At 36.0% G+C, this 22,009-nt stretch carries 18 protein-coding genes; 14 read left to right on the top strand and 4 right to left on the bottom strand.

The features are described from left to right. Window positions 1-70: 70 nt before the first annotated feature. From purC to HMPREF2660_RS10730, 8 genes are all read left to right on the top strand, one after another. Window positions 71-793, top strand: coding sequence for a phosphoribosylaminoimidazolesuccinocarboxamide synthase (gene purC, locus HMPREF2660_RS02095; protein WP_070485488.1), 723 nt, complete (start codon window positions 71-73; stop codon window positions 791-793). 18 nt (window positions 794-811) lie between these two features. After that, a complete protein-coding gene (purF, locus tag HMPREF2660_RS02100; RefSeq protein ID WP_013598705.1) occupies window positions 812-2,317 on the top strand; it encodes an amidophosphoribosyltransferase in 1,506 nt (501 codons plus the stop codon). A 33-nt stretch (window positions 2,318-2,350) separates the two neighbouring features. Then, a complete protein-coding gene (gene purM, locus HMPREF2660_RS02105; protein ID WP_013598706.1) occupies window positions 2,351-3,343 on the top strand; it encodes a phosphoribosylformylglycinamidine cyclo-ligase in 993 nt (330 codons plus the stop codon). 198 nt (window positions 3,344-3,541) lie between these two features. Then, window positions 3,542-5,221 carry a helix-turn-helix domain-containing protein gene (locus HMPREF2660_RS02110; RefSeq protein ID WP_070485489.1) on the top strand — a complete coding sequence of 560 codons (1,680 nt, stop codon included), beginning with the start codon at window positions 3,542-3,544 and terminating at the stop codon, window positions 5,219-5,221. 133 nt (window positions 5,222-5,354) lie between these two features. Further along, the gene (locus HMPREF2660_RS02115; RefSeq protein WP_013598708.1) at window positions 5,355-5,978 is read left to right on the top strand and encodes an L-threonylcarbamoyladenylate synthase; all 624 of its coding nucleotides are present in this window, start codon (window positions 5,355-5,357) and stop codon (window positions 5,976-5,978) included. A 12-nt stretch (window positions 5,979-5,990) separates the two neighbouring features. Further along, window positions 5,991-6,749: a peroxide stress protein YaaA gene (gene yaaA / locus HMPREF2660_RS02120; RefSeq protein WP_070485490.1), complete on the top strand. Its 759-nt coding sequence runs from the start codon at window positions 5,991-5,993 to the stop codon at window positions 6,747-6,749. A gap of 77 nt (window positions 6,750-6,826) precedes the next feature. Next, window positions 6,827-8,356: a hypothetical protein gene (locus HMPREF2660_RS10725; RefSeq protein WP_083299041.1), complete on the top strand. Its 1,530-nt coding sequence runs from the start codon at window positions 6,827-6,829 to the stop codon at window positions 8,354-8,356. A gap of 3 nt (window positions 8,357-8,359) precedes the next feature. Beyond that, window positions 8,360-10,417, top strand: coding sequence for a ShlB/FhaC/HecB family hemolysin secretion/activation protein (locus HMPREF2660_RS10730; RefSeq protein ID WP_083299042.1), 2,058 nt, complete (start codon window positions 8,360-8,362; stop codon window positions 10,415-10,417). Window positions 10,418-10,509: 92 nt separating this feature from the next. On the opposite strand, the gene HMPREF2660_RS02130 is transcribed toward HMPREF2660_RS10730, so the two are convergent. Then, a complete protein-coding gene (locus HMPREF2660_RS02130) occupies window positions 10,510-12,639 on the bottom strand; it encodes a Tex family protein (RefSeq protein ID WP_070485491.1) in 2,130 nt (709 codons plus the stop codon). A gap of 269 nt (window positions 12,640-12,908) precedes the next feature. On the opposite strand from HMPREF2660_RS02130, the gene HMPREF2660_RS02135 reads away from it, so the two are divergent. Next, window positions 12,909-13,337 (top strand): acyl-CoA thioesterase, encoded by a 429-nt coding sequence (locus tag HMPREF2660_RS02135; RefSeq protein WP_070485492.1) that lies wholly within the window; start codon window positions 12,909-12,911, stop codon window positions 13,335-13,337. 33 nt (window positions 13,338-13,370) lie between these two features. Continuing rightward, complete coding sequence (locus HMPREF2660_RS02140; RefSeq protein ID WP_013598713.1) at window positions 13,371-14,582, top strand: RsmB/NOP family class I SAM-dependent RNA methyltransferase; 1,212 nt, start codon at window positions 13,371-13,373, stop codon at window positions 14,580-14,582. A gap of 257 nt (window positions 14,583-14,839) precedes the next feature. On the opposite strand, the gene gcvP is transcribed toward HMPREF2660_RS02140, so the two are convergent. Next, window positions 14,840-17,695, bottom strand: coding sequence for an aminomethyl-transferring glycine dehydrogenase (gene gcvP / locus HMPREF2660_RS02145; RefSeq protein ID WP_070485493.1), 2,856 nt, complete (start codon window positions 17,693-17,695; stop codon window positions 14,840-14,842). A gap of 176 nt (window positions 17,696-17,871) precedes the next feature. Here gcvP and hisE point away from each other — a divergent pair, with 176 nt between their 5' ends. Both hisE and HMPREF2660_RS02155 read left to right on the top strand, forming a co-directional pair. Next, on the top strand, window positions 17,872-18,204 hold the full coding sequence (gene hisE, locus HMPREF2660_RS02150; protein ID WP_013598715.1) for a phosphoribosyl-ATP diphosphatase: 333 nt from the start codon (window positions 17,872-17,874) through the stop codon (window positions 18,202-18,204). A 15-nt stretch (window positions 18,205-18,219) separates the two neighbouring features. Next, window positions 18,220-18,999, top strand: a complete 780-nt coding sequence (locus HMPREF2660_RS02155) for a M48 family metalloprotease (protein WP_070485494.1) — start codon at window positions 18,220-18,222, stop codon at window positions 18,997-18,999. A gap of 49 nt (window positions 19,000-19,048) precedes the next feature. Here HMPREF2660_RS02155 and HMPREF2660_RS02160 read toward each other — a convergent pair whose 3' ends face one another. Beyond that, on the bottom strand, window positions 19,049-19,450 hold the full coding sequence (locus HMPREF2660_RS02160) for a thiol-disulfide oxidoreductase DCC family protein (RefSeq protein ID WP_013598717.1): 402 nt from the start codon (window positions 19,448-19,450) through the stop codon (window positions 19,049-19,051). A gap of 61 nt (window positions 19,451-19,511) precedes the next feature. Between HMPREF2660_RS02160 and HMPREF2660_RS02165 the strand changes: the two genes are divergently transcribed. Both HMPREF2660_RS02165 and HMPREF2660_RS02170 read left to right on the top strand, forming a co-directional pair. Continuing rightward, entirely contained in the window at window positions 19,512-20,879 is a 1,368-nt protein-coding gene (locus HMPREF2660_RS02165) for an HTTM domain-containing protein (protein WP_013598718.1), read from the top strand. Window positions 20,880-20,920: 41 nt separating this feature from the next. Then, on the top strand, window positions 20,921-21,421 hold the full coding sequence (locus HMPREF2660_RS02170; protein WP_070485495.1) for a DUF2314 domain-containing protein: 501 nt from the start codon (window positions 20,921-20,923) through the stop codon (window positions 21,419-21,421). A gap of 112 nt (window positions 21,422-21,533) precedes the next feature. Here the strand turns inward: HMPREF2660_RS02170 and HMPREF2660_RS02175 are convergent, their stop codons facing one another. Then, window positions 21,534-21,989, bottom strand: a complete 456-nt coding sequence (locus HMPREF2660_RS02175; RefSeq protein ID WP_013598720.1) for a YiiD C-terminal domain-containing protein — start codon at window positions 21,987-21,989, stop codon at window positions 21,534-21,536. Window positions 21,990-22,009: the final 20 nt, after the last annotated feature.

Here is a 22,009-nt window from a genome sequence, read left to right on the forward strand (position 1 = left end):
AACACCCGAAATGAACATTTTCATTTCAAACAAAACAAAAAAACAAGTTTTTTAATTACAAACAACACCCATGAGCTTAACAAAAAAAGACTTCATTTACGAAGGAAAAGCCAAACAAGTCTATGCAACAGAAGAAGCAGACAAAGTAATTGTTTATTACAAAGACGATGCAACTGCTTTTAATGCACAGAAAAGAGGAACGGTGAAAGATAAAGGCGAAATGAACAATAAAATTTCGACGCTTATTTTTCATTATTTAATGAATAAAGGAATTCCTACCCATTTTATCGAACAGTTGAATGATCGCGAACAATTGGTGAAAAAAGTATCAATCATTCCATTAGAAATGGTTGTGCGTAACTACGTAGCTGGTTCTATGGCGCAGCGACTTGGGTTAGAAGAAGGAGCGAAATCCCCGATAACCATTTTCGACTTATGTTATAAAAAAGATGAATTGGGAGATCCACTTATCAACGATCATCATGCAGTTTTATTAGGAGCTGCGACCTATGATGAATTAGAAGAGCTGTATAAATTAACCGATAAAATAAACGAAGCACTAAAAGAACTTTTCTTAGAAGCTGGTTTGATTTTGGCAGATTTCAAGATAGAATTCGGTAAAGATGCAGAAGGCAATATTATTTTAGCGGATGAAATATCTCCAGACACTTGTCGTTTATGGGATGTAGAAACAGGTAAGAAATTAGACAAAGATCGTTTTCGTAGAGATTTGGGCGATGTCTCAGAAGCTTATCATGAAGTGTATAACCGTTTATCGGCAATAGTAAAATAACCTTTCTGTCTCGAGAGAATGATCGATAAGAATTTTTACAAAAAACAGCTAAAAGATTTCTATACTTTTGATTTTTATCAACGTAACCTGCTAAAAAAATATGCATCGGATACAGTAGATAGTATGAATGAAGAGTGTGGAATTTTCGGAGTATACTCTCCAAATCCGATTAACACTTACTCAATCACACAATTTGGGTTGTTTGCTTTGCAACACCGAGGACAAGAAGCTTGTGGAGTGTCTTTTCTGAAAGATGGAAACATAAAAACCGTTAAGAAAACAGGTTTAGTTTTGGATGTTTTCAAAACCATGGAGGCTGAAATCGAAGAATATCAAGGTAATGCAGCAATTGGTCATACCCGCTATACTACAGCTGGTGGAGGAAGTAGACGTAACATACAACCTTTGTATACCTACAACATTTATGGGAAGCCACATTTCTCGATTGCACACAATGGAAATTTGATTGAAGTAGACAAGCTGAGAGCTGAACTCGAAGCCGAAGGTTTACCATTTCTAGCAACCTCAGACACCGAAGTACTCTTACGATCTATACAAAAATACTCTAATCTAAATTTAGTAGAAGCCATCCAAAAAGGAACCGAAAAAGTAAAAGGAGCTTACTCGGTTCTGTTATTGACCAACAACCAAATGGCTGCATTTCGTGATCCGAATGGTATTCGACCTTTATCGATGGGTAAACTGAATGATGCGTATATTTTCTGCTCAGAAACCTGTGCCTTGGATGCGGTAGGAGCCGAATTTATTCGTTCGGTAGAACCTGGCGAAATAGTTATCGTAAACGAAAAAGGCGTACATTCATATTGGCTAAAACAAAATAAAGAACAACGTGTTTGTGCGTTCGAATACATTTATTTTGCTCGTCCAGACTCTAATATACAAGGCAAAGAAATCTATGATCTGCGCGTAGACTCTGGTCGGAAACTATTCGAACAATCGCCTGTTGATGCAGATTTGGTGATTGGTGTTCCCGATTCAGGAATCCCATCAGCCATTGGCTACTCCGAAGCATCAGGAATCCCGTACGAACCAATTTTGGTGAAAAACAGATATATGTCGCGCTCGTTTATTGTTCCATCCCAAGAAATGCGCGAACGAATTGTAAACCTGAAACTGAATCCTATCAAGAATAAAATTAAAGGTAAACGTTTGGTGGTTCTAGATGATTCTATTGTTCGCGGAACAACATCCAAACTTTTGATAAAAATTCTTAAAGAAGCAGGAGCCAAAGAAATCCATTTCCGTTCAGCTTCACCACCAATTATTGCTCCTTGTTACCTAGGGATCGATATGCCTTCTAAGACCGATCTGATTTCTGGAAATAAGACTATAAAAGAAGTAGAAGAATATTTGCAAGTAGATTCACTAGATTTTCTTACGGTAAAAAATCTGATGGAATTGTTAGGAAGTGATGAACATTGCTTTGGATGTTTTACCGAAAAATATCCAGTCAACTATTCGATAGAAGAAGAAACTGAAAATAAAACTTTGCATATTGATTAATGTGCAGCATCCAATCAAAAAAAAATAGAAAAAATGAGTAATACCTATAAACAAGCAGGCGTTGATAAAGAAGAAGGTTACCAAACAGTCTCGAAAATAAAAGATGTCGTTGCAGCTACCCATAACGAAAATGTCTTGAATGGTTTGGGAAGCTTTGGTGCTTTTTATCAACTAAGCGGATATAAAAATCCTGTTTTGGTGTCAGGGACCGATGGAGTAGGAACCAAATTGCGCATCGCATTAGACTCGAAAATCTATAATACCGTCGGCATCGATTGCTTTGCTATGTGTGCAAACGATATTTTATGCCATGGAGCAAAACCTTTGTTCTTTTTGGATTATCTAGCATGCGGAAAATTAGATTCTGATATTGCTGCAGAAATTGTAGGAGGAATTGCTCGTGCTTGTAAAGAAACAGGAACTGCGCTTATCGGTGGCGAAACAGCAGAAATGCCCGGAATGTACCAAATAGGAGATTATGATGTGGCCGGTTTTTGTGTAGGAGTTGTCGAACGAGACGAAATTATAGACGGTACGAAAATACAAGTCGGCCAAAAAATAGTAGCCTTACCATCAAGTGGATTTCACTCGAATGGTTTTTCATTGATAAGAAAAATTTTTCGCGATTTCAATGAAGAATTTGAAGGTAAACCGTTGTATGAAACTTTGTTGGTACCAACAAAATTATACCAGAACGATATCTTCAAAATAAAAGATGCTGGAATCGAAATGACCGGAATTGCTCATATTACCGGAGGAGGATTGATAGAAAATGTACCTAGAATCCTGAGCCAAGGATTAACTGCTGTAATAGATAAATCGAGAATTAACGTACCAACCGTTATGCAAGAATTAGCAAAACGCGGTAATATTGCAGAAGATGAAATGTTCGGAACGTTTAATATGGGCGTTGGAATGGTGGTGATTGTTGAAGAAAAAGACGCAGAAAAAATAACAAGTTTAATCGATAATAGTTCAATTATCGGAGAGATTACCGAAGGAAACCAAGGAATTATTTTGAAATAAGAAATTCCTCAAAAAAAATATAAAAACCGTATAAGATTTAATCTTTTACGGTTTTTTTGTTTCAACAAACGTATAGTTACCACAATGAAACAAGGAAGAATTCGTATAGCTTTTTCATTATTTCAGATGGCTTTTACATCCTAGTTTTCTTCTTATCTTTGTTATTCATCCAAAAAAAACTAAACTTCTAAAAAGAAAATGAAGCAATCGAAGGCCTTGGCAATCCTAAAATCTGGTAGAAATGTTTTCTTAACAGGCTCTGCAGGTGCCGGGAAAACATACGTCCTTAATCAGTACATCGATTATCTAAAAAAACATGGAGTAGGAGTAGCAGTTACTGCTTCTACAGGGATTGCAGCCACTCACATGAACGGGCAAACGATTCATTCTTGGGCTGGAATTGGCATTCGAGATTATGTAAGTGATCGGTATTTGACATCGTTACGAGAAAAAAAATATTTCAGAGATAAAATGGAAAAAGTTAAAGTTCTTATTATCGATGAAATATCGATGTTGCACAGAAATCAGCTCGATGCTGTAGATTATGTGCTAAAGTTTTTCAAACAAAATGAAGAGCCCTTCGGAGGTATACAAGTTGTTTTTTCGGGTGATTTTTTTCAGTTACCGCCAATTGGTGAAGAATGGGAAGAATCTAGAGATAAATTCTGTTTCATGTCGGATGCATGGGTAAACTCTAATGTGCATGTATGCTATCTCACAGAACAATATCGACAGACGAATAACGAGTTGAATGATATTCTGAATGAAATCCGCTCTGGAATTATTACTCAAAATACATACGATTTATTGGAGTCTAGAATCCTTTATTTTGCCGATGAAATCGAATCTCAAACACGTTTGTTTACTCACAATATAGATGTAGATCGACTAAATAAAGGCTTGTTAATGAATATAGATTCATCTTCTAGAATTTTCGAAGCCAAAGTTTCTGGCAATCCAACATTAATAGAAGTACTAAAAAAATCGGTACTTGCAGATGAAATTCTCGAACTGAAAATTGGTGCAAAAGTAATGTTCGTGAGAAATAATTTCGATGTTGGTTTTGTAAATGGCACTTTAGGGTATGTAAGTGGCTATACCGAAAAAAACGATCCGATTGTCAAAACTTTAGACAACGAATTCTTGATCGCAAAACCCGAAACTTGGGCAATAGAAGACGAACACGGGAAAGCTTTGGCATCGTTTACACAAATACCTCTTCGCTTGGCATGGGCGATAACCATTCACAAATCACAAGGGATGACACTCGATTCTGCTTATATAGATCTTTCTAAGGCATTCGAAAAAGGACAAGGTTATGTGGCACTTTCTCGCTTACGAGATTTACAATCTTTGCATTTGCATGGTCTAAATGAAACAGCATTGCAAATAGACTCACTGGCAATGAAAGCCGACAAACGGTTTCAGGAACTTTCTGCACATATCAACCAACAATTAGACGAAGAATCTCTCAAAGAAACTTGGACTAGATGCATACGTCGTTTCGGAGGAACGTTTGATAAAAAACAAATAAATAAAAATTTAGAAAAACTGAACAAAGCCAAAAAAGAGCCTAAAAAATCAACAATTCTTATCACACTAGACTTAGTGAATGAAGGATTGAGTATTGATGAAATAGCCGATAAAAGAGGACTTACCAGTTCGTCGATTGTTGATCACCTTACCAAACTAAAAGAAGCAGGAGCCGAATTTGATTTGAAGCGTTTCCGACCCGAACAATCGATCATAGAAAAAGTGCGTTATGCGTACAGTGAAATTGAGTTTGAAGAAAATAAAATCCTCAAACCTATTTACGACTATTTGCAGGGTGAACTCACGTATGAAGACATAAAAAAAGCACTCTTATTTATAGAATAGTCAAAAATGAGAAAAGACTCCTCAGAAAGAATATTCTACCGAAAATTAATAAAAATAGAGGTGTAAAAGTACATTAGGCAAATGTTTAATTTTTTCCGAAGATTCTCATTATCTTTGTGTAAATCCTTTTACTATGGCTAAACTAATCCGAATACATCCAGACAATCCACAAGAAAAAGCAATCGATCAAGTGGTCGAAGTCCTAAAACAAGGAGGATTAATAATCTACCCTTCCGATACGGTTTATGGTTTAGGGTGTGATATTACGAATTACAAAGCCATGGAAAACTTGGCACGATTGAAAGGAGTGAAACTTGATAAATCCCAATTTTCTATAGTTTGTAATGATTTGAGTCATCTTTCAAACTTCACCCGACCAATATCCAACTCAACTTTCAAAGTCCTTAAAAGGGCATTGCCTGGCCCATTTACATTTGTTTTGCAAGCTTCGGGAAATTTACCTTTGGCTTATAAAGGGAAAAAAACCGTAGGAATTCGAGTGCCTGACCATTTGGTGCCTAGAAGAATTGTCGAAAAATTAGGGAATCCAATAGCCTCAACATCCATTTATGATGAAGATGAAATTCTAGAATATACAACCGACCCAGAGCTTATTGCAGAGAAATGGGACAAATTGGTCGATGTTGTAATCGATAGTGGTTATGGTGATAATGTAGCTTCAAGTATTATCGATGCAACAGAAAATGAAATGGTTATTTTGCGCGAAGGCAAAGGCGATATTAATGAATTTTTATAAGAAAACTTTAGCATGAAAATACTGATTTCACCTGCGAAATTGATGGATATTAATCCAAAATCGGTTTGGAAAAAATCTACACATCCTCAATTTTTAGAAACTTCTGAAAAAATTATGCAGGAGCTACGAAATAAAAATGTACAAGAACTACAAAACCTGATGAAAATCTCTACCAATTTAGCAGAGATCAACGTAGAACGTAATCTGGTATGGACAGCCCAACCCAATGATAAACAAACAACTCAAGCAATAACTGCCTTTGCAGGTGAAGTTTATAGAGGAATAAAACCAGAAGAACTATCTACAGAAGGACAGAAATATTTGGATAAAAATTTATTTATTTTATCGGGTTTGTATGGATTATTGCGCCCTTCGGATCAGATAATGTTGTATCGATTAGAAATGGGCACTAAACTTCCTGTAGAAAAATCTAAAGATTTGTACGAAATTTGGCGAGCACAATTAACAGAATACGTTAATAATCATACCCAAAAAGACGAAACCATAATCAATTTAGCAAGCAATGAATATGTGAAAGCATTGGACAAGAAAAAGCTAAACTCACCATTGATCGAAATAGATTTTATGGATTTCAAGGACGGAAAATTGAAAAAGATTATGATGTATTTCAAACATGCACGTGGTGAAATGGTGCGTTGGTGTGCAGAGCATCAATGCAAAGAAATAGAAGAACTGAAAAATTTTGATGGAATGGGGTATCAGTTCGATGCCAATCTTTCGACCGATAAACGATTGGTTTATACAAGATAACTAGAGAAATATACCCTCAAAAATAGATTAAATATCCATACTTTCCCATTATCTTTGTACAGAAATAGAGCAAAGGAATGGGAAAGAAAAACCGCTTTTTTAAGCAAGTTTCATATACAACTATGCTTGCGTTGCTTGCAACAGTTGTTTTCTTCTCTTGTGCAACGCATACTGCACAAAGAGGGAAAAATATAACTACCAATACAGTTAAGATAAACTCGGATGTTGTCCACTCTTTTTATTTGTTCGGAGACACCCATGGACTTGAAAAGAATTCTAATCAATATCAAGCAATTGAAAACGAACTAAAGAAAGCACCGAAAAACAGCAGTATTTTTTGGCTAGGAAACAATGCCAAGGCTGAAGTTTTAGGGAGTTTGAAAAAAGCAACAACTGCCAAAAACTATATTTTCAATGGTGAAAATGAATGGAAAGCAGGTTACGATTCGTTGATGATTAGAGAAACTTCTTATAGAAAAAAATCTATTCAGGTTCTTCCTTCTAAAATTTGCGCTATAGAAACGCTAGAAGTTAACGATTCGTTGGCTGTTTTGGCTATTGATAGTGAATGGTTCTTGGAAGATTGGAGCGATCATCCAAAAGCTACCGAAAATTGTCCTATTCAGACACGGGAATTGTTCTTTACCGAATTGCAAAATAAACTAAACGATTATCAAAATAGAATAACAATTATTGCGATGCATCATCCAGTGATATCTAATGGGAAACATGGCGGTAAGTTTTCGGTACAAGATCAATTATTTCCTATCGAAAATAGAATCCCGATGCCCGTTATTGGATCCTTTGTCAATTTGGTTCGAGCTACTACCGGGCTTACCAGTCAAGATTTACAAAGCCATCGATATCGAGATTTTACCCAACGTGTTTCTACCATAATCGGGAAACGAGAAAATGTTCTGATTTTTTCTGCTCACGATCGGAGTTTACAATACCTACAGGATGGGAATGTACGGCAAATAATTAGTGGAGCTTCGGTGAAGGCAACTGCTGCAAAAGTAGCCGGAGAAAATGACTATTCTAATGGGAAGAAAGGCTTTGCTAAAGTAAAAGTGTATGCGAATGGAGCTTCTGACGTGGAGTTTTTCAACTGGGAAAATGGACAAGCTGTATGGGTACACACTCAAGAAATGACTACACCGCGTAAAGAATATTTAGCAAAAGTGTATGATAAAAACATTCCGAAAGAAAAAGTCGTGAGTGTAGTCGATCAGAAAAATCTGAAGAAATCACAAACATATGAAACCTTTTTCGGAAAACATTATCGGTCGGTATTTGGTATAGAGTTCCCCGTAGAGACACTCGATTTGCAGAAAAGAAACATCAGACCTATCCGAGAAAATATCAATTTGCAAACCATAAATTTACGTTTACAAGATAATGAAAATGCATTTGTGATGATTCCTGTGCGTAAAAGTGCAACACAATTAATCCAATCCATTGCTTATAAAAATGAATATGTAGCAAATGATTTCGAGAATACATTTACCGAAAAATTCCTCAATGATTTCCAGACAACTCAACATCCTTTTTATCCTCTAATTGTACCCAATATTGCACAATTAGTCAAAGTAAATCAATTAAAATAGACATTGTATTATGTTCCAAAGCAAGAACTTCTCAAAGAATATAATGAGAATTTTGGTGATGAAATTTATTTTCTAGAGCAATATCCTGTAGTAAAAGACACACTGTCAGATTTTACAACAACCGAAGAAGTGTTGAGAAAAATCGTTGAAAATAAACATCAAAAAATTGATCGAGAACAATATATCCGAGCTCGTTTATTAGACATGCTTATTGGTGATTGGAATCGTAATGAAGCACAATGGACTTGGAGAAAATCTATCCAAGGCCAGGATACCATATATACACCCTATAGTAAAACGCGAGAATTTATTTTCCCGAAATACGATGGGCTGTTTTTTAATTTGCTGATGCGTTTGGCACCTTTCCGTCATATGGAAAATTATAAAAATCAGATAAGAAGTGTAAAGTGGTTCAATAAAATTGCTTATCCGATCGATATGGCTTTATTGCAAAATACAACCGAAGAGGAATGGCAAAAACAGGCAGACTATTTGCAAAATACAATTAATAAAGAAAACTTAGAGAAAGCGTTTGCTCAATTACCAAAAAAAGTTCAATCGAAGATAGATTATCAAATCATCGAAACCATTTTAGAACGCAAAGAAAAGTTACCTGAATATGCGTCCGAGTATCAAAAAGTACTCGATAAATTGGTCATCCTGAAAGGAACAAACAAAGATGAAAAGTTTTTGGTAGAACGACTTCCAAAAGGTGAAACAAAAGTTTTGATACTCGATAAAGAAAATAATGAAACACTTTTCGAGCGAGTTTTTGATAGAAAAAACACCAAAGAAATCCGCCTTTACGGAATGAATGGCAATGATGATTTTCTACAAAAAGGCAAAGGTAGTAATTTGATTAAAGTGAGAATGATCGGAGGTGTAGACGATGATACGTATCAAATAAATACTCGCCAAAAAACAAAAGTGTATGATGATAAGAGCAACAAAGACTTGTCTGGTTTGTATATGTATGATGATTATGAAATCAATACCTACGATTATAAAAAACCAAAATACAATACATTTTCTGTAGTACCGAATGCAGGCTATAACCCCGATGATGGCGTAAAATTAGGATTGATAGGAAATTACACCATTAACGGTTTCGACCGGAAACCGTACTCACAAAAACATCAACTACAATTCGACTATTTCTTTGCTACAGATGCCTTTGATGTCAAATATAAAGGGACTTTTATGAAGGCAATAGGTAAATGGAATTTCGATGTCAATGCATCGTATACATCACCAAGCTTTGTAAATAATTATTTTGGGATGGGAAATGAAACGATCAACTATCAAAAAGAGCACGATATGGATTATAATCGAGTTCGAATGCAAACTTACAAGCTAGGACCTTCATTTTTCAAGATTTTCAACAATACTGGACGACTAGATTTTTTTGCCAATTACCGATATGCAAAAGTTGAAAGAAACTTAGACCGCATCGTGAACGATGATCCTTCGGTTCATTACCGTGTATTCAATGGCCAAAACTTTGGCGAGATAGGAGCAAGTTATCTATTCAGAAACTACGACAATCTTTCTCTACCAACAATGGGATTCACGTTTTCTTTCTTGGCAAAATGGGTGAATAACCTAGATTATTTAGAGCGTAACTTTCAATACATAGAAGCCAATATTGGATTCACACATAAACTCATCAACAACGGACGGCTTACTCTTGCATCTATGGTAAAAGGGAAAGCACTTTTTGGTGATGGTTACGAGTTTTACCAAGCGACAAATATCGGTGGCGACCAAGATTTACGAGGATATCGAACAGGTCGTTTTACTGGTGAACAAGCCTTTGTACACTCAACAGACCTACGGTATAATCTTACAAAAGTAAAAACATTTATTCCTTTGCAAATAGGTGTTTTTACTGGTTTTGATTACGGAAGAATTTGGATGAAAGATGAAAAATCTACCAAATGGCACAATGCCCTAGGTGGAGGAATTTGGATAAACGGTGCACGAGCAATCACAGGGACTTTATCTTTTTTCAAAGGAGAAGATCCTGGGCGTGTAGTTTTCGGGCTCAATTTTGGTTTCTGATAATACTCTTGCTATCATACCCTAGTCAAAAGGAGCACAAATCTTTGGCTCCTTTTTTTCTTCCCGATAAGATGAAATACTTTCGGCAAAAATCAATCTATCAAAGAAAGCTGGAATTTCCTGTTTTCTAAATCTATGCTCACTACGGTAACAAGTAATTCTTGGTGCATATGAATTTTGCTATTCACATCAGCAATAAATTCTTTTGCAATTTTAGACACATGAAGCAAACCATTTTCTTTGATTCCGACATCTACAAAACAACCAAAATGCGTAATGTTTTGCACGATTCCAGGAAGCCTCAGACCTACTTTAAGATCTTCCAAGTTCTTAATTTTAGGGTTGAATGAAAAAACTTTTCCTTGTTTTCTAGGATCAAGACCAGGTTTCTCTAATTCTTTCAGTAAATCTTTTAGGTACAATTCACCCATTTCTTTTTGGGTATATTTTCCTATTTCGATGGTAGACAAAACTTCTTTATTTCCTATCAAATCTTCACTTTTCATACCCAAATCATTCGCCATTTTTTCTACTATAGAATAACTTTCAGGATGAACAGCCGAATTGTCGAGCTTGTTTTTTCCATTTGCAATGCGTAAAAAAGCCGAAGCTTGTAAAAATGCTTTTTCTCCAAAACTAGGAACTTTTAATAAATCTTTCCGACACTCAAAAGGACCATTTTTAGTGCGATATTGAACGATGTTTTCGGCAAGTTTTTTCCCAATCCCCGAAACATATTGCAACAAATGTGGACTTGCCGTATTGAGATTTACTCCAACTTGGTTTACACAAAACATCACCGTTTGGTCGAGCTCTTCTTTGAGCAAAGTTTGGTTAACATCGTGCTGATACTGCCCAATACCAATGGATTTAGGGTTTATTTTTACCAACTCGGCCAATGGATCAGATAAGCGTCGACCTATAGAAACTGCTCCCCGAACCGTAACATCTTTGTCTGGGAATTCTTCCCGAGCAATTGCAGAAGCAGAATAAATAGATGCACCAGCTTCGCTAACTACAAAAACATCGAGCGGTCTATCAAATGCAATTTTTTGGATAAAATGCTCTGTTTCTCTCGAAGCGGTTCCGTTACCAATGGCAATTGCCTGTATTTGGTAGGCATTGACCAATGAACGGATTTTCTTTTGTGCTGGAATCGATTCGTTTTTTGGGGCATGGGGATAAATATTCTCATTGTGCAATAATCCGCCATTTTCATCTAAGCATACAACTTTGCATCCCGATTTGAAACCTGGATCTATCGCTAAAATTCTTTTCTCACCGTAGGGCGGTGTAAGCAGTAATTGTTGCAAATTTTTAGAGAAGATTGAAATAGAAAGGACATCCGCATCTGTTTTGGCTTGTTGCATTAGTTCCGTTGTTAGCGAAGGTTCTAAGTATTTCGTGTAGGCTTCTTTACATGCTGTCTCTAGAAAGTTTTGTACTTCTTTTTGTTGTGTTTTGATGATTTTTTGTCTGATGATTTCTAGAGCCTGCTGTTGATCGAATGCTAATTTTACGCGCAACAAACCCTCGTTTTCACCTCTTAGAACAGCCAATAATCGGTGAGCCGGAATTCTTTTTATGGGTTCTTCAAAATCAAAATAATTAGAAAATTTACTAGCATTTTCTTCCGACTCTTTCCCTTTGATCAAAAGACTCTTTACTTTACCCTCATGGAACATGGCTTTGCGCAATTGTTTTCTCACGTTCTCATGCTCATTAATCCACTGTGTGATAATATGTTTGGCACCATCCAGCGCGTCTTTAGTTGTTGTAATCTCTCGACTAAGATATTTTTTTTGTAAATTCTCCCAATCCAATGCTGTGTTTTGCTTCATGATAATTTTAGCCAAAGGCATCAAGCCATTATCAATCGCAGTCATTGCCAATGTTTTTCTTTTCTTTTTATACGGTAAATACCAATCTTCTAGTTGGGTCGGATTATAACAATTCTCTATTTTGATACGTAATTCTTCTGAAAGTTTACCTTGTTCTTGTATAGTTTCTAGGATATTTTGTTTACGTTTTAGTAAAGTTTCAAAATTTTTTTTCTTTTTTAAAATTGTAGATAACATAACCTCATCTAAATTGCCTGTTTGGTCTTTTCTATATCTTGCAATAAAGGGAATGGAAGCATCTTGCTCAAAAAGCACGATGATGTTTCTTAGAGTTTTGGGTGGAATTTGTGTTTCTTTTTCTAAATATGTCTCTAGATTCATTGTATTGGTAATCGTTTAATGAAAATTACTAAAAGTTACGGATTATGCATTGTAATTAAAAAAACATGTATAATTATAATAATAAAAAGCATTATTTGATGAATAATCTTTAAAAATAAATTTGCTTAATTAAAAATCTTGTTCTATATTCGCGATAGAGAACTAAGATGAGTTTTTTTAGTGTTAATTGAACAAAAACAATCAGAAGGGGTTTTGGCATTTTGCCGAACCTCTTTTTTTTATGAACTTGTCTACAAAATTACAGTATTATGCCAAGAATAAAAGTAGAGGTCGCTGAAAACCCTATTTTCCAGACAATGATTCCGGTTCGTATCACCGACCTTAATTACGGAAACCATTTAGGTAATGACTCTTTGTTATCGATAATTCATGAGGCGCGTGTGCAGTTTCTTTATTCTCTAGGTTACTCTGAGCAAAATTTTGCAGGCGTTGGATTGATCATGGCCGACGTTGCCATAGAATATAAATCGCAAGGTTATTATGCTGACCAGTTGAAGGTTTCTATAGGAGTAAAAGATATAAGTCGTGTTGGTTTTGATATCACATATTCCATAACAAAATCAGAAAACGGTAGAGAAATCATCGTAGCAAAAGCCAAAACAGGAATGGTTACTTTTGATTATTCACTAAATAAGGTGATCGAACTTCCTGCTACATTTTTAGAAAAACTACCATAATAATCAACACTCAATGCTTACCTTTGTGCTCTTATGAAGATATTACCATTTAGAAACTTATTTGTAGGAATAATCGATACACTAGCTGAAGTTTTTTTTGAGGGCAAATATGCCGATAAAGAACTAGAACGAGTCCTAAAATCTAATCGATCTTGGGGTGCAAGAGATCGTGCATTCATTGCCGAAACGGTTTATGATTTGGTTCGTTGGAAGCGTTTGGTAGAAGGTTCTATGAGTAAACCTTTGAGTCGAGATACACTTTGGGAATTTGTAGGCACTTGGTTTATCATGAATATGGCAGAGGAACAACATCTGCCGAGTTGGGATGAATTTCGACATCTCAATCCAAAAGAAATAATAAAACGTCACCATCAATCAGCAAAAAATCCGGCGGTAGCACAATCTTTTCCAGATTGGTTGTACGCTTTGGGTGAAAAAGAATTGGGCGAACAATGGATAAAAGAGGTAGAAGCACTTAATCAACAAGCACCAACCGTTATACGAGTAAATACCTTGAAAATCGACCGAAAGTCTTTACATAAAGAATTAAAAGAAAATAAAATCAAAACGCATATCTTATCCAAGTTTCAAGATGCTTTAGAGTTGGATGAAAAGATGAATATCTTCAGAACAGATGCATTCCAGAATGGTTTTTTCGAAGTTCAGGATGCTGGATCACAGCTCATTGCTCCTTTTTTGCGTGTAGAGCCTGGCCAACGTGTAATTGATGCTTGTGCAGGAGCAGGAGGTAAAACTTTGCATTTGGCATCTTTGATGAAAAATAAAGGACAAATTATTGCGATGGATATCCATGAATGGAAGCTGAAAGAACTGAAAAAACGAGCTAAACGTAACAATGTACAGAATGTTCAAACCAGATTAATCGAATCTAAAACAATCAAAAGGATGGAAGAATCTTGCGATCGTTTACTTATCGATGCACCATGTAGTGGTTTGGGAGTTCTCAAAAGAAATCCAGATGCAAAATGGAAATTGCAGCCCGAGTTTATCGAAAACATCAAGAATGAACAAGCTAAAATATTGGATAGCTACTCGAAAATGGTAAAAAAAGGAGGGCTGATGGTTTATGCAACCTGTTCTATCTTACCATCCGAAAATCAAGAACAAGTAGAAAAGTTTTTGGCAAATCATCCAGAATATACACTGATTCTAGATAAACAATATTTACCATCCGAATACGGTTATGATGGTTTTTATATGGCTTTGATGGAAAGAAGATCATAATTTATTGCAGAACACACTATGCATTTATTGCAATAACGTATATTAATCAAGCTAATAGCAATCCAAAACAAAACATTAATAGGTGAAAAGTCTCCTATAATAAGTTAATATTTTTATTTAAAAGACTCAATAGTGGAAAGTTTTTGATTTCTTTTACACAATAAAAAAAGAATTTCACTCTACAGAAAACAAAAAGGCTGTTTCCTAAATTTTAGAAAACAGCCTTTTTTTTAATGTATAATTCTATATAATCAGAATTAATCCATATATGCTTCGATCGGAGCACACGTACAAACAAGGTTGCGGTCACCGTAAGCATCATCGATACGAGAAACCGAAGAGAAAAACTTACGCTCTCTTACCCATTCTAGAGGATAAGCAGCTTTCGCACGTGTGTATGGATAATCCCATTCATCTGCCGTTAGTAAATGTTGCGGATGAGGTGCATTGTGCAATACGTTGTTGTCGGCAGGATACTCGCCGTTTGCAATTTCGTCTATCTCTGCACGAATAGCAATCATAGCTTCGCAAAAACGATCTAGTTCTGCTTTGTTTTCTGATTCTGTCGGTTCTACCATCAAGGTTCCGGCAACTGGGAAAGAAACGGTTGGTGCATGGAAACCATAGTCAATTAATCGTTTCGCAATATCAGTTACTTCAATTCCTATTTTTTTAAATGGTCGACAATCTAAAATAAACTCGTGGGCTACAACTTTATTTGCATTGGTATAGAGAATATCATAATATTTCTCTAAGCGTGCTTTCATGTAATTGGCGTTGATAATCGCTCCTTGAGTAGCTTTGAGTAATCCTTCTGCACCGAGCATCAAAATATAGGTGTACGAAATAGGAAGAATAAATGCCGAACCATAAGGTGCTGCAGCAAAAGTATTGTTAGCCTCTTTACCTCCTGTTTCGATAAGCGGAGAAGAGCCTAAGAAAGGAGCTAAATGCGCCTTTACACAAATGGGTCCAACCCCTGGGCCACCACCTCCGTGTGGGATGGCGAAAGTTTTGTGTAGATTTAGGTGACAAACGTCTGCGCCGATATTTCCTGGAGAAGTAAGGCCAACTTGGGCATTCATATTAGCACCATCCATATATACTTGTCCGCCATAGGCATGAATCATTTCGGTTACTGCTTCGATATTACTATCAAATGCTCCGTACGTAGATGGATAAGTAATCATGAGTGCGGCTAGATTATCTTTATACTTTTCGCACTTTTCTTTCAGATCTTCTAAATCTGTTTCACCAGTTTCTAGGTTTTTTACAACGACAACTTGCATGCCAGCCATCGCAGCAGAAGCTGGGTTGGTACCGTGTGCAGATTGAGGAATAAGTGCAACATTACGGTGCCCTTCACCTTTCGACTCGAAATAAGATCGGATAACCATGAGCCCTGCATATTCACCTTGAGCACCAGAGTTGGGCTGAAGAGAAGTGGCATCGAAACCGGTAATTTCTGCTAGGTATTTTTCTAAGTTTTTTATTAATGTTTGATATCCTTGTACCTGATCTTTTGGAGCAAAAGGGTGAATATTTCCCATTCTTTCCCATGATAAATGAAGCAATTCTGTAGCAGCATTCAATTTCATTGTACAAGATCCTAGAGCAATCATCGATTGATTTAATGCTAAATCTTTGCGTTCTAATCGCTTGATATAACGCATCAATTCTGTCTCGGTATGATATAATTTGAAGTTATCGTGGGTAAGGAAATCAGAAGTTCTTAATAAATCTTCAGGTAAGTATGAATCTTCTACTTCGAATTCGAATCCATCTTCGGTATTTTTTAGTGAAGCAAAAATGCTGATGATTTCGAATACATCTTCCTCTGAAATCATTTCATCTATTGTGATAGAAACTTTTCCTTCCTCGAAACCATTGATATTGATATCGTTTTCTCTAAACTTCGCTACCAAATCTTGTGTGTTATCCGTTTTGATTTGTACTGTATCAAAGAAATGAGTATTGGTAGTTTCATATCCTAAATGTTGAAGAGCAGCTTGTAAAATTCCGGCCTTGGTATGGATTTGATTAGCGATAAAAGTTAAACCTTCTTTCCCGTGGTAAACGGCGTAGAAAGATGCCATTACAGCCAAAAGTACTTGTGCTGTACAAATGTTAGAAGTTGCTTTCTCGCGCTTGATATGTTGTTCGCGTGTTTGCAACGCCATGCGAAGGGCGTAATTACCTAAACGATCTTGTGATACACCAATGATTCTTCCAGGTATTACTCGTTTGTATTCTTCTGTACAAGCCAGAAAAGCAGCATGTGGACCGCCATATCCCATAGGGATACCAAAGCGTTGTGAGGTACCTACAGCGATTTCTGCTCCCCATTCACCTGGTGGTGTTAAGAGAGTTAGAGCTAATAAATCAGTCGCAACAGCAACTTTTACTGCTGTAGCTTTTGCTTTCTCTACAAATGTTTGGTATTGATTGATTTGTCCGCCTTTGCCAATGTATTGTACAATAGCTCCGAAGAAAGTATCGTCGAGTTCAATGGTTTCGTAATTACCAACAACCAGTTCTATTCCCAACCCGTGAGCTTTTGTTTGTAGTACAGCAATCGATTGTGGGAATAAGTTGTCTGCTACGAAAAATTTGAGAACATTGTTTTTTTTCTGTTCACGAGAACGAGATTCCAAAAGCATATGCATAGCTTCTCCACATGCAGTTCCTTCATCCAATAAAGAAGCGTTGGCAATTGGTAAACCTGTAAGGTCAGAAATTACTGTCTGAAAATTCAGTAATGCTTCTAATCTTCCTTGTGCTATTTCTGCTTGGTAGGGTGTGTATGCTGTATACCATCCTGGGTTTTCTAGTACGTTTCGTTGTATAGGGGCAGGTAAAATGGTCCCGTAATAACCGTAACCCAAATAGTTTTTTACTTTGGTGTTTTGAGCAGCTAATTCGGCTAAGTGATTAGTAGCTTCAAACTCAGAGAGAGCATCAGGTAAATCTAGTGTTTTACCAAGTCGAATTGTATTGGGTAAAGTTGCTTCGATTAGTTCTTCTATCGAATTTTTCCCGATAACCGATAGCATTTCGGTAATCGTTTCGTCATGATTTCCGATATGACGTAATGAGAAATTGTTTGTGTTCATTATTTTGTTTGCGTGAGTTTAATTTGTGCGTAAAAATACAAATTTTTATTTTGACTTTGGATATTGCTTTAATCAATGTGTAGAATAACAATAGCTTTTTTCTTCTAAAAAAGAATTAAAATTGTACTGCAAATTTTTTAGAAAAATGTAATTTTATCGTAAGTTTATTTTTTAATATGAAAATCGATAGCCTAAAAGAAGTGGAAAAAGAAAAAGACTATCCGTTTCTGAAAAAATTAGAAACAAAAATAGAAGCTGCAAAATTAGAAGACGCTAAGAAATCGAAAATGAAACGCGTTCATAAAAAAGGCTCTAATCAGATTGCTAAAAAAATGGGAGAAGAAGCAGTAGAGATGGTTATTGCCTCTGGCCAAGATAGCGATGATGACTTTCTAGAAGAATCAGCCGATGTGTTGTTCTATTATTTGATGGCATTGCACGATCGAGGTTTCCAATTAAAAGATGTCTTGCGAATCTTGAAAAATAGACACAGCAAGCAGAAAACGTAAAAAAAATATCTTAGTATGCAAAAAGGAGGTAGTGTAACACTAAAAATTTTAGTGGCATTGGCTATTGTTATTTTTTCTGTTATCAAGTATTTTGCCTCTTCGGATGTGAATGAAATAACCGGAGAGAAACAATATATCTCTCTCTCGAAGGAAGAAGAAATCGCATTGGGTATTAATTTTGCTCCACAAATGGCAAAAGAATTCGGTGGGCTTTCTACCAATAAAGAAATGCAAAATTTGGTTCAACAAGTGGGAAATCGATTGGTGAAAAATACCGATGCAGCAAGAACTTCCTACCCATTTCATTTTTATGTATTAGCCGATTCGCAAACAGTCAATGCCTTTGCTTTACCTGGAGGGCCGATTTTTATTACAGAAGGATTGTTCAGAAGATTGAAAAACGAAGATCAATTAGGTGGAGTTCTTGGGCACGAAATAGGGCACGTAATTGCGCGGCATAGTGCAGAACAAATATCCAAACAAGCACTTACGCAAGGATTAGTAGGTGCTGCTGGTGTGGCAAGCGGAGATGTTAATACGGCACAATATGCCCAGTTTATTGCCAACATGGTAAACCTGAAATATGGGAGAAGTGATGAATTAGAAGCCGATGATTTGGGTGTTCGGTTTATGATTCAGGCAGGATACAACCCCGAAGCGCTAATCGGTGTAATGGATATACTAGAAGACGCTTCTGGCAGAGTAGCCGTACCAGAATGGCAAAGTTCTCATCCATCGCCTAGTAATCGTCGGATCAAAATAAAAGAAGCTATCGAAAAATATCAACAACCATAAACCCCTGGATAGTAACTAAGCCTATTCCAAAACAAAAAGAAAGATATTCTTAGTCTAAAAATCTACTTTTCAGCTCGGGAGTCGGCAACCAACAACTTTCTTTTTTACCGAAAAGACGGTATCTATTTTTCGCAATAAAAGAATAGAAAAAATCTCGGGAATTTTTCGGTAAGATAGCACAATAACTTAATAGTCTAGCAGGATGATGTAGCTCTTTCGCAATTCGCAAAACTGCATCCGATTTAGTGAAAAAAGTGTCTCCATCGAGCAAGACAATCGAATCAAAGTTTTTTGTATCCAAACCATGTTTTCTTAGAAACATTTGTCCAAACTCCGATTGCAAAGAGGCAAAACGAAAATGTTTATTTTTGTCATGTTCGAGTACAAACTGAACAGATTGATTGCATAGATTGCAAATTCCATCGAACAAAATAATTTTCTCGCTTTTCATTTTTCAAATTTATACAAAAAATAAATAAGTCTTTTTACCTTAGCTTTTCTAAAACCGAAAAATGTATAATGATTTTCTGTATCGCAAAATCGATAACTCTGGCTTAGTTTTATTTAGAATTTTTTTTGGACTCTTTATCATGCTCGAATGCTGGGGAGCGATCTTTACAGGTTGGGTTGCTAGCAATTTCGTAGAACCAACGATAACTTTTAGCTTCATTGGCTTCGAATGGACAAGCATTTTTTTGGGGCAAAATATGCTATATCTATACGGTGGAATGGGCTTTTTGGGCTTGATGATTGCGTTAGGATTTATGTATAGAATCTCCACCCTCTTTTTTGCCTTATTGTGGACACTCACTTATCTTATGCAAAAAACCAGCTACAACAACCACTATTATTTGTTTATGTTGGTTTCATGGGTCATGGTCTTAGCTCCTGCACACCGATTTTTTTCGCTAGATAGTTTTTTGTTTTCTAAAATAAAAAGCAATCAATGCAGCATGTGGGTATATTATTTTTTTATGGGGCAAATGACAATTATGTACTTCTTTGCAGCTATCAACAAAATATATCCCGATTGGTTCAACGGTGTGTTTCTATTGCCAAGCTTCGAAAAAGTAGGAAATTATCTGAAATATGATTTGAGTTTTGATATTTTAGGTGATTTTGTAGGAAGTTTGCCTTTTGCAAAAGCTATAGCAATTGCCGGTTTTTTATTCGACTTGCTCATCGTACCGATTATGTTGATCCCAAAACTTAGACGTATAGGATTGGTGATGGCTCTTGTTTTTCATCTCTTTAATTCAGCCGTTTTTCAGATCGGAATATTCCCGTACTTTTCCTTAGCTATGATGATTTTCTTTTTTCCGGTCGAATGGTTTCAAGAACAATTTTTTCCTAAAAAATCGTATTTGCTAGATAGAATAGAAAATAAAGAAGCACAAGCCACACGTAAAATGATTTTTCGTTATGCATTTATTTTGTACTTTTTGTGGCAAATATATTTACCAATTCGTCACCACTTTATACCCGGAAATGTGTTCTGGACAGAAGAAGGTCATCGCATGGCATGGCGAATGATGCTGAGGTCGAAATCGGGCGATATTACTTTTTATACCGAAAATAAAAATGGTGAGCGAAAAATAATACCGATACAACATTATCTTACAGGAAAACAAATAGCTAAAATGGCAGTAAGCCCCGATATGATTTGGCAGTTTGCTCACATCCTGAAAGATAAACTAGACCCAGAAGGAAAAGAAAATGTAAAGATATTTGTACATTCCTATGTTTCTGTAAACCGAAGTGCTTATTACCCTTTTATTGATGATAATGTAGATTTAGCAAATGAAAAATGGAGCTATTTTGGGCATCAAACTTGGATACTTCCGCAACCAAAAGAATTACATTTATCTTACTTTGATTAAGAATTTTTTTCGTAATTTGGTTTTTAAATTTTAGTAAGACTATGAAAAAAACAATAATATTTGCTTTTCTAGGACTAATTATTTTAGGTTCGTGTAAAGACTCGCGTGAGAATGCGGTTGACGCTTACAAAGCCGTTGATAAGCAAAAGCAAGAAGAAATTATACTAGACTCGTTGGGGCAAGTTGCTAATTCGAGTTTTGCAGATTTTAGAAAAGCATTTGCCGAACAAAAAGAAGGAACAAGCAATTTCTTTGTGAAAGAAAAATATGTAAACGATGCAAATCGAGAAGAGCATTTATGGATCAGAGATATAACCGCAAAAGGCGATACTTTGTACGGAGTAGTAGACTCTAAACCGCGGGTGACAAATAAAGTAAAACATAATGACATGATCGTTATTGATCCTGCTCGTATCTCTGATTGGATGTATTACGATAATGGAAAATTGGTAGGAGGTTTTTCTTTGCGTTACGAGCGCTCTAAACTATCGGTAGAAGAGCAAAAAGAATTCGATGAAAAATACAATGTTTCTTTTGAGTAGTTTTATATAGAATTTATAATAAAAACTCAATGAAAAGTCCATAAAAAAGTCTTTCGATTATCGAAAGACTTTTTTATGGACTGAAATAAACTTATCAGCTTCTCATCAGTTTTTATCCTTTACTTCTAGCTTTTATACTCCAAGTAAAAAGAAACTTCGCTACCACATCTCCTTCTTCATCAGTACCGACAGAGGAAACTTGGAATGTTACACCTTCTTGGGTTTCGATAGCTTCTTTTATTTTCTCATCCATCAATTCACCATCAGAACACGTGAAAACTATTTTACCTACCGCTTTCTTAGTGAAAGTTGATTCTTGGTGCACTACCAACGTAGAAATATTTGCACCACTTTCTTGTACTTTATTCAGCAACATCATTCCACCAGAAAACTCTGCAGCCATACCTTGAACGGCCCAAAACATGCTCTGAAAAGGATTTTGATTCAGAAAGTCGAATTCTACGTAAGTTTGAACTTGATTTTTATCAAAACTCTCTAAACGTACTCCTGCAATCCAAGCGATCGGAATTTGCGAAGTAAGTATTTGTTTGAAAAGTGCTTGTGTCATTTTAATTCATTTTTTTTTGA

The sequence above is a fragment of the Weeksella sp. HMSC059D05 genome, from assembly GCF_001809725.1.
Classification (GTDB): domain Bacteria; phylum Bacteroidota; class Bacteroidia; order Flavobacteriales; family Weeksellaceae; genus Weeksella; species Weeksella virosa.

Bases quoted from the DNA above. Each gene is read 5' to 3' on its own strand.
- HMPREF2660_RS02165 (WP_013598718.1), top strand. From the start codon at position 19,512: ATGTATAATGATTTTCTGTATCGCAAAATCGATAACTCTGGCTTAGTT.
- HMPREF2660_RS02135 (WP_070485492.1), top strand. From the start codon at position 12,909: ATGCCAAGAATAAAAGTAGAGGTCGCTGAAAACCCTATTTTCCAGACA.
- HMPREF2660_RS02155 (WP_070485494.1), top strand. From the start codon at position 18,220: ATGCAAAAAGGAGGTAGTGTAACACTAAAAATTTTAGTGGCATTGGCT.
- purF (WP_013598705.1), top strand. From the start codon at position 812: ATGATCGATAAGAATTTTTACAAAAAACAGCTAAAAGATTTCTATACT.
- HMPREF2660_RS02170 (WP_070485495.1), top strand. From the start codon at position 20,921: ATGAAAAAAACAATAATATTTGCTTTTCTAGGACTAATTATTTTAGGT.
- gcvP (WP_070485493.1), bottom strand. From the start codon at position 17,695: ATGAACACAAACAATTTCTCATTACGTCATATCGGAAATCATGACGAA.
- purC (WP_070485488.1), top strand. From the start codon at position 71: ATGAGCTTAACAAAAAAAGACTTCATTTACGAAGGAAAAGCCAAACAA.
- HMPREF2660_RS02160 (WP_013598717.1), bottom strand. From the start codon at position 19,450: ATGAAAAGCGAGAAAATTATTTTGTTCGATGGAATTTGCAATCTATGC.
- HMPREF2660_RS02140 (WP_013598713.1), top strand. From the start codon at position 13,371: ATGAAGATATTACCATTTAGAAACTTATTTGTAGGAATAATCGATACA.
- HMPREF2660_RS02110 (WP_070485489.1), top strand. From the start codon at position 3,542: ATGAAGCAATCGAAGGCCTTGGCAATCCTAAAATCTGGTAGAAATGTT.
- HMPREF2660_RS02130 (WP_070485491.1), bottom strand. From the start codon at position 12,639: ATGAATCTAGAGACATATTTAGAAAAAGAAACACAAATTCCACCCAAA.
- hisE (WP_013598715.1), top strand. From the start codon at position 17,872: ATGAAAATCGATAGCCTAAAAGAAGTGGAAAAAGAAAAAGACTATCCG.
- yaaA (WP_070485490.1), top strand. From the start codon at position 5,991: ATGAAAATACTGATTTCACCTGCGAAATTGATGGATATTAATCCAAAA.
- HMPREF2660_RS02115 (WP_013598708.1), top strand. From the start codon at position 5,355: ATGGCTAAACTAATCCGAATACATCCAGACAATCCACAAGAAAAAGCA.
- HMPREF2660_RS10725 (WP_083299041.1), top strand. From the start codon at position 6,827: ATGGGAAAGAAAAACCGCTTTTTTAAGCAAGTTTCATATACAACTATG.
- HMPREF2660_RS02175 (WP_013598720.1), bottom strand. From the start codon at position 21,989: ATGACACAAGCACTTTTCAAACAAATACTTACTTCGCAAATTCCGATC.
- purM (WP_013598706.1), top strand. From the start codon at position 2,351: ATGAGTAATACCTATAAACAAGCAGGCGTTGATAAAGAAGAAGGTTAC.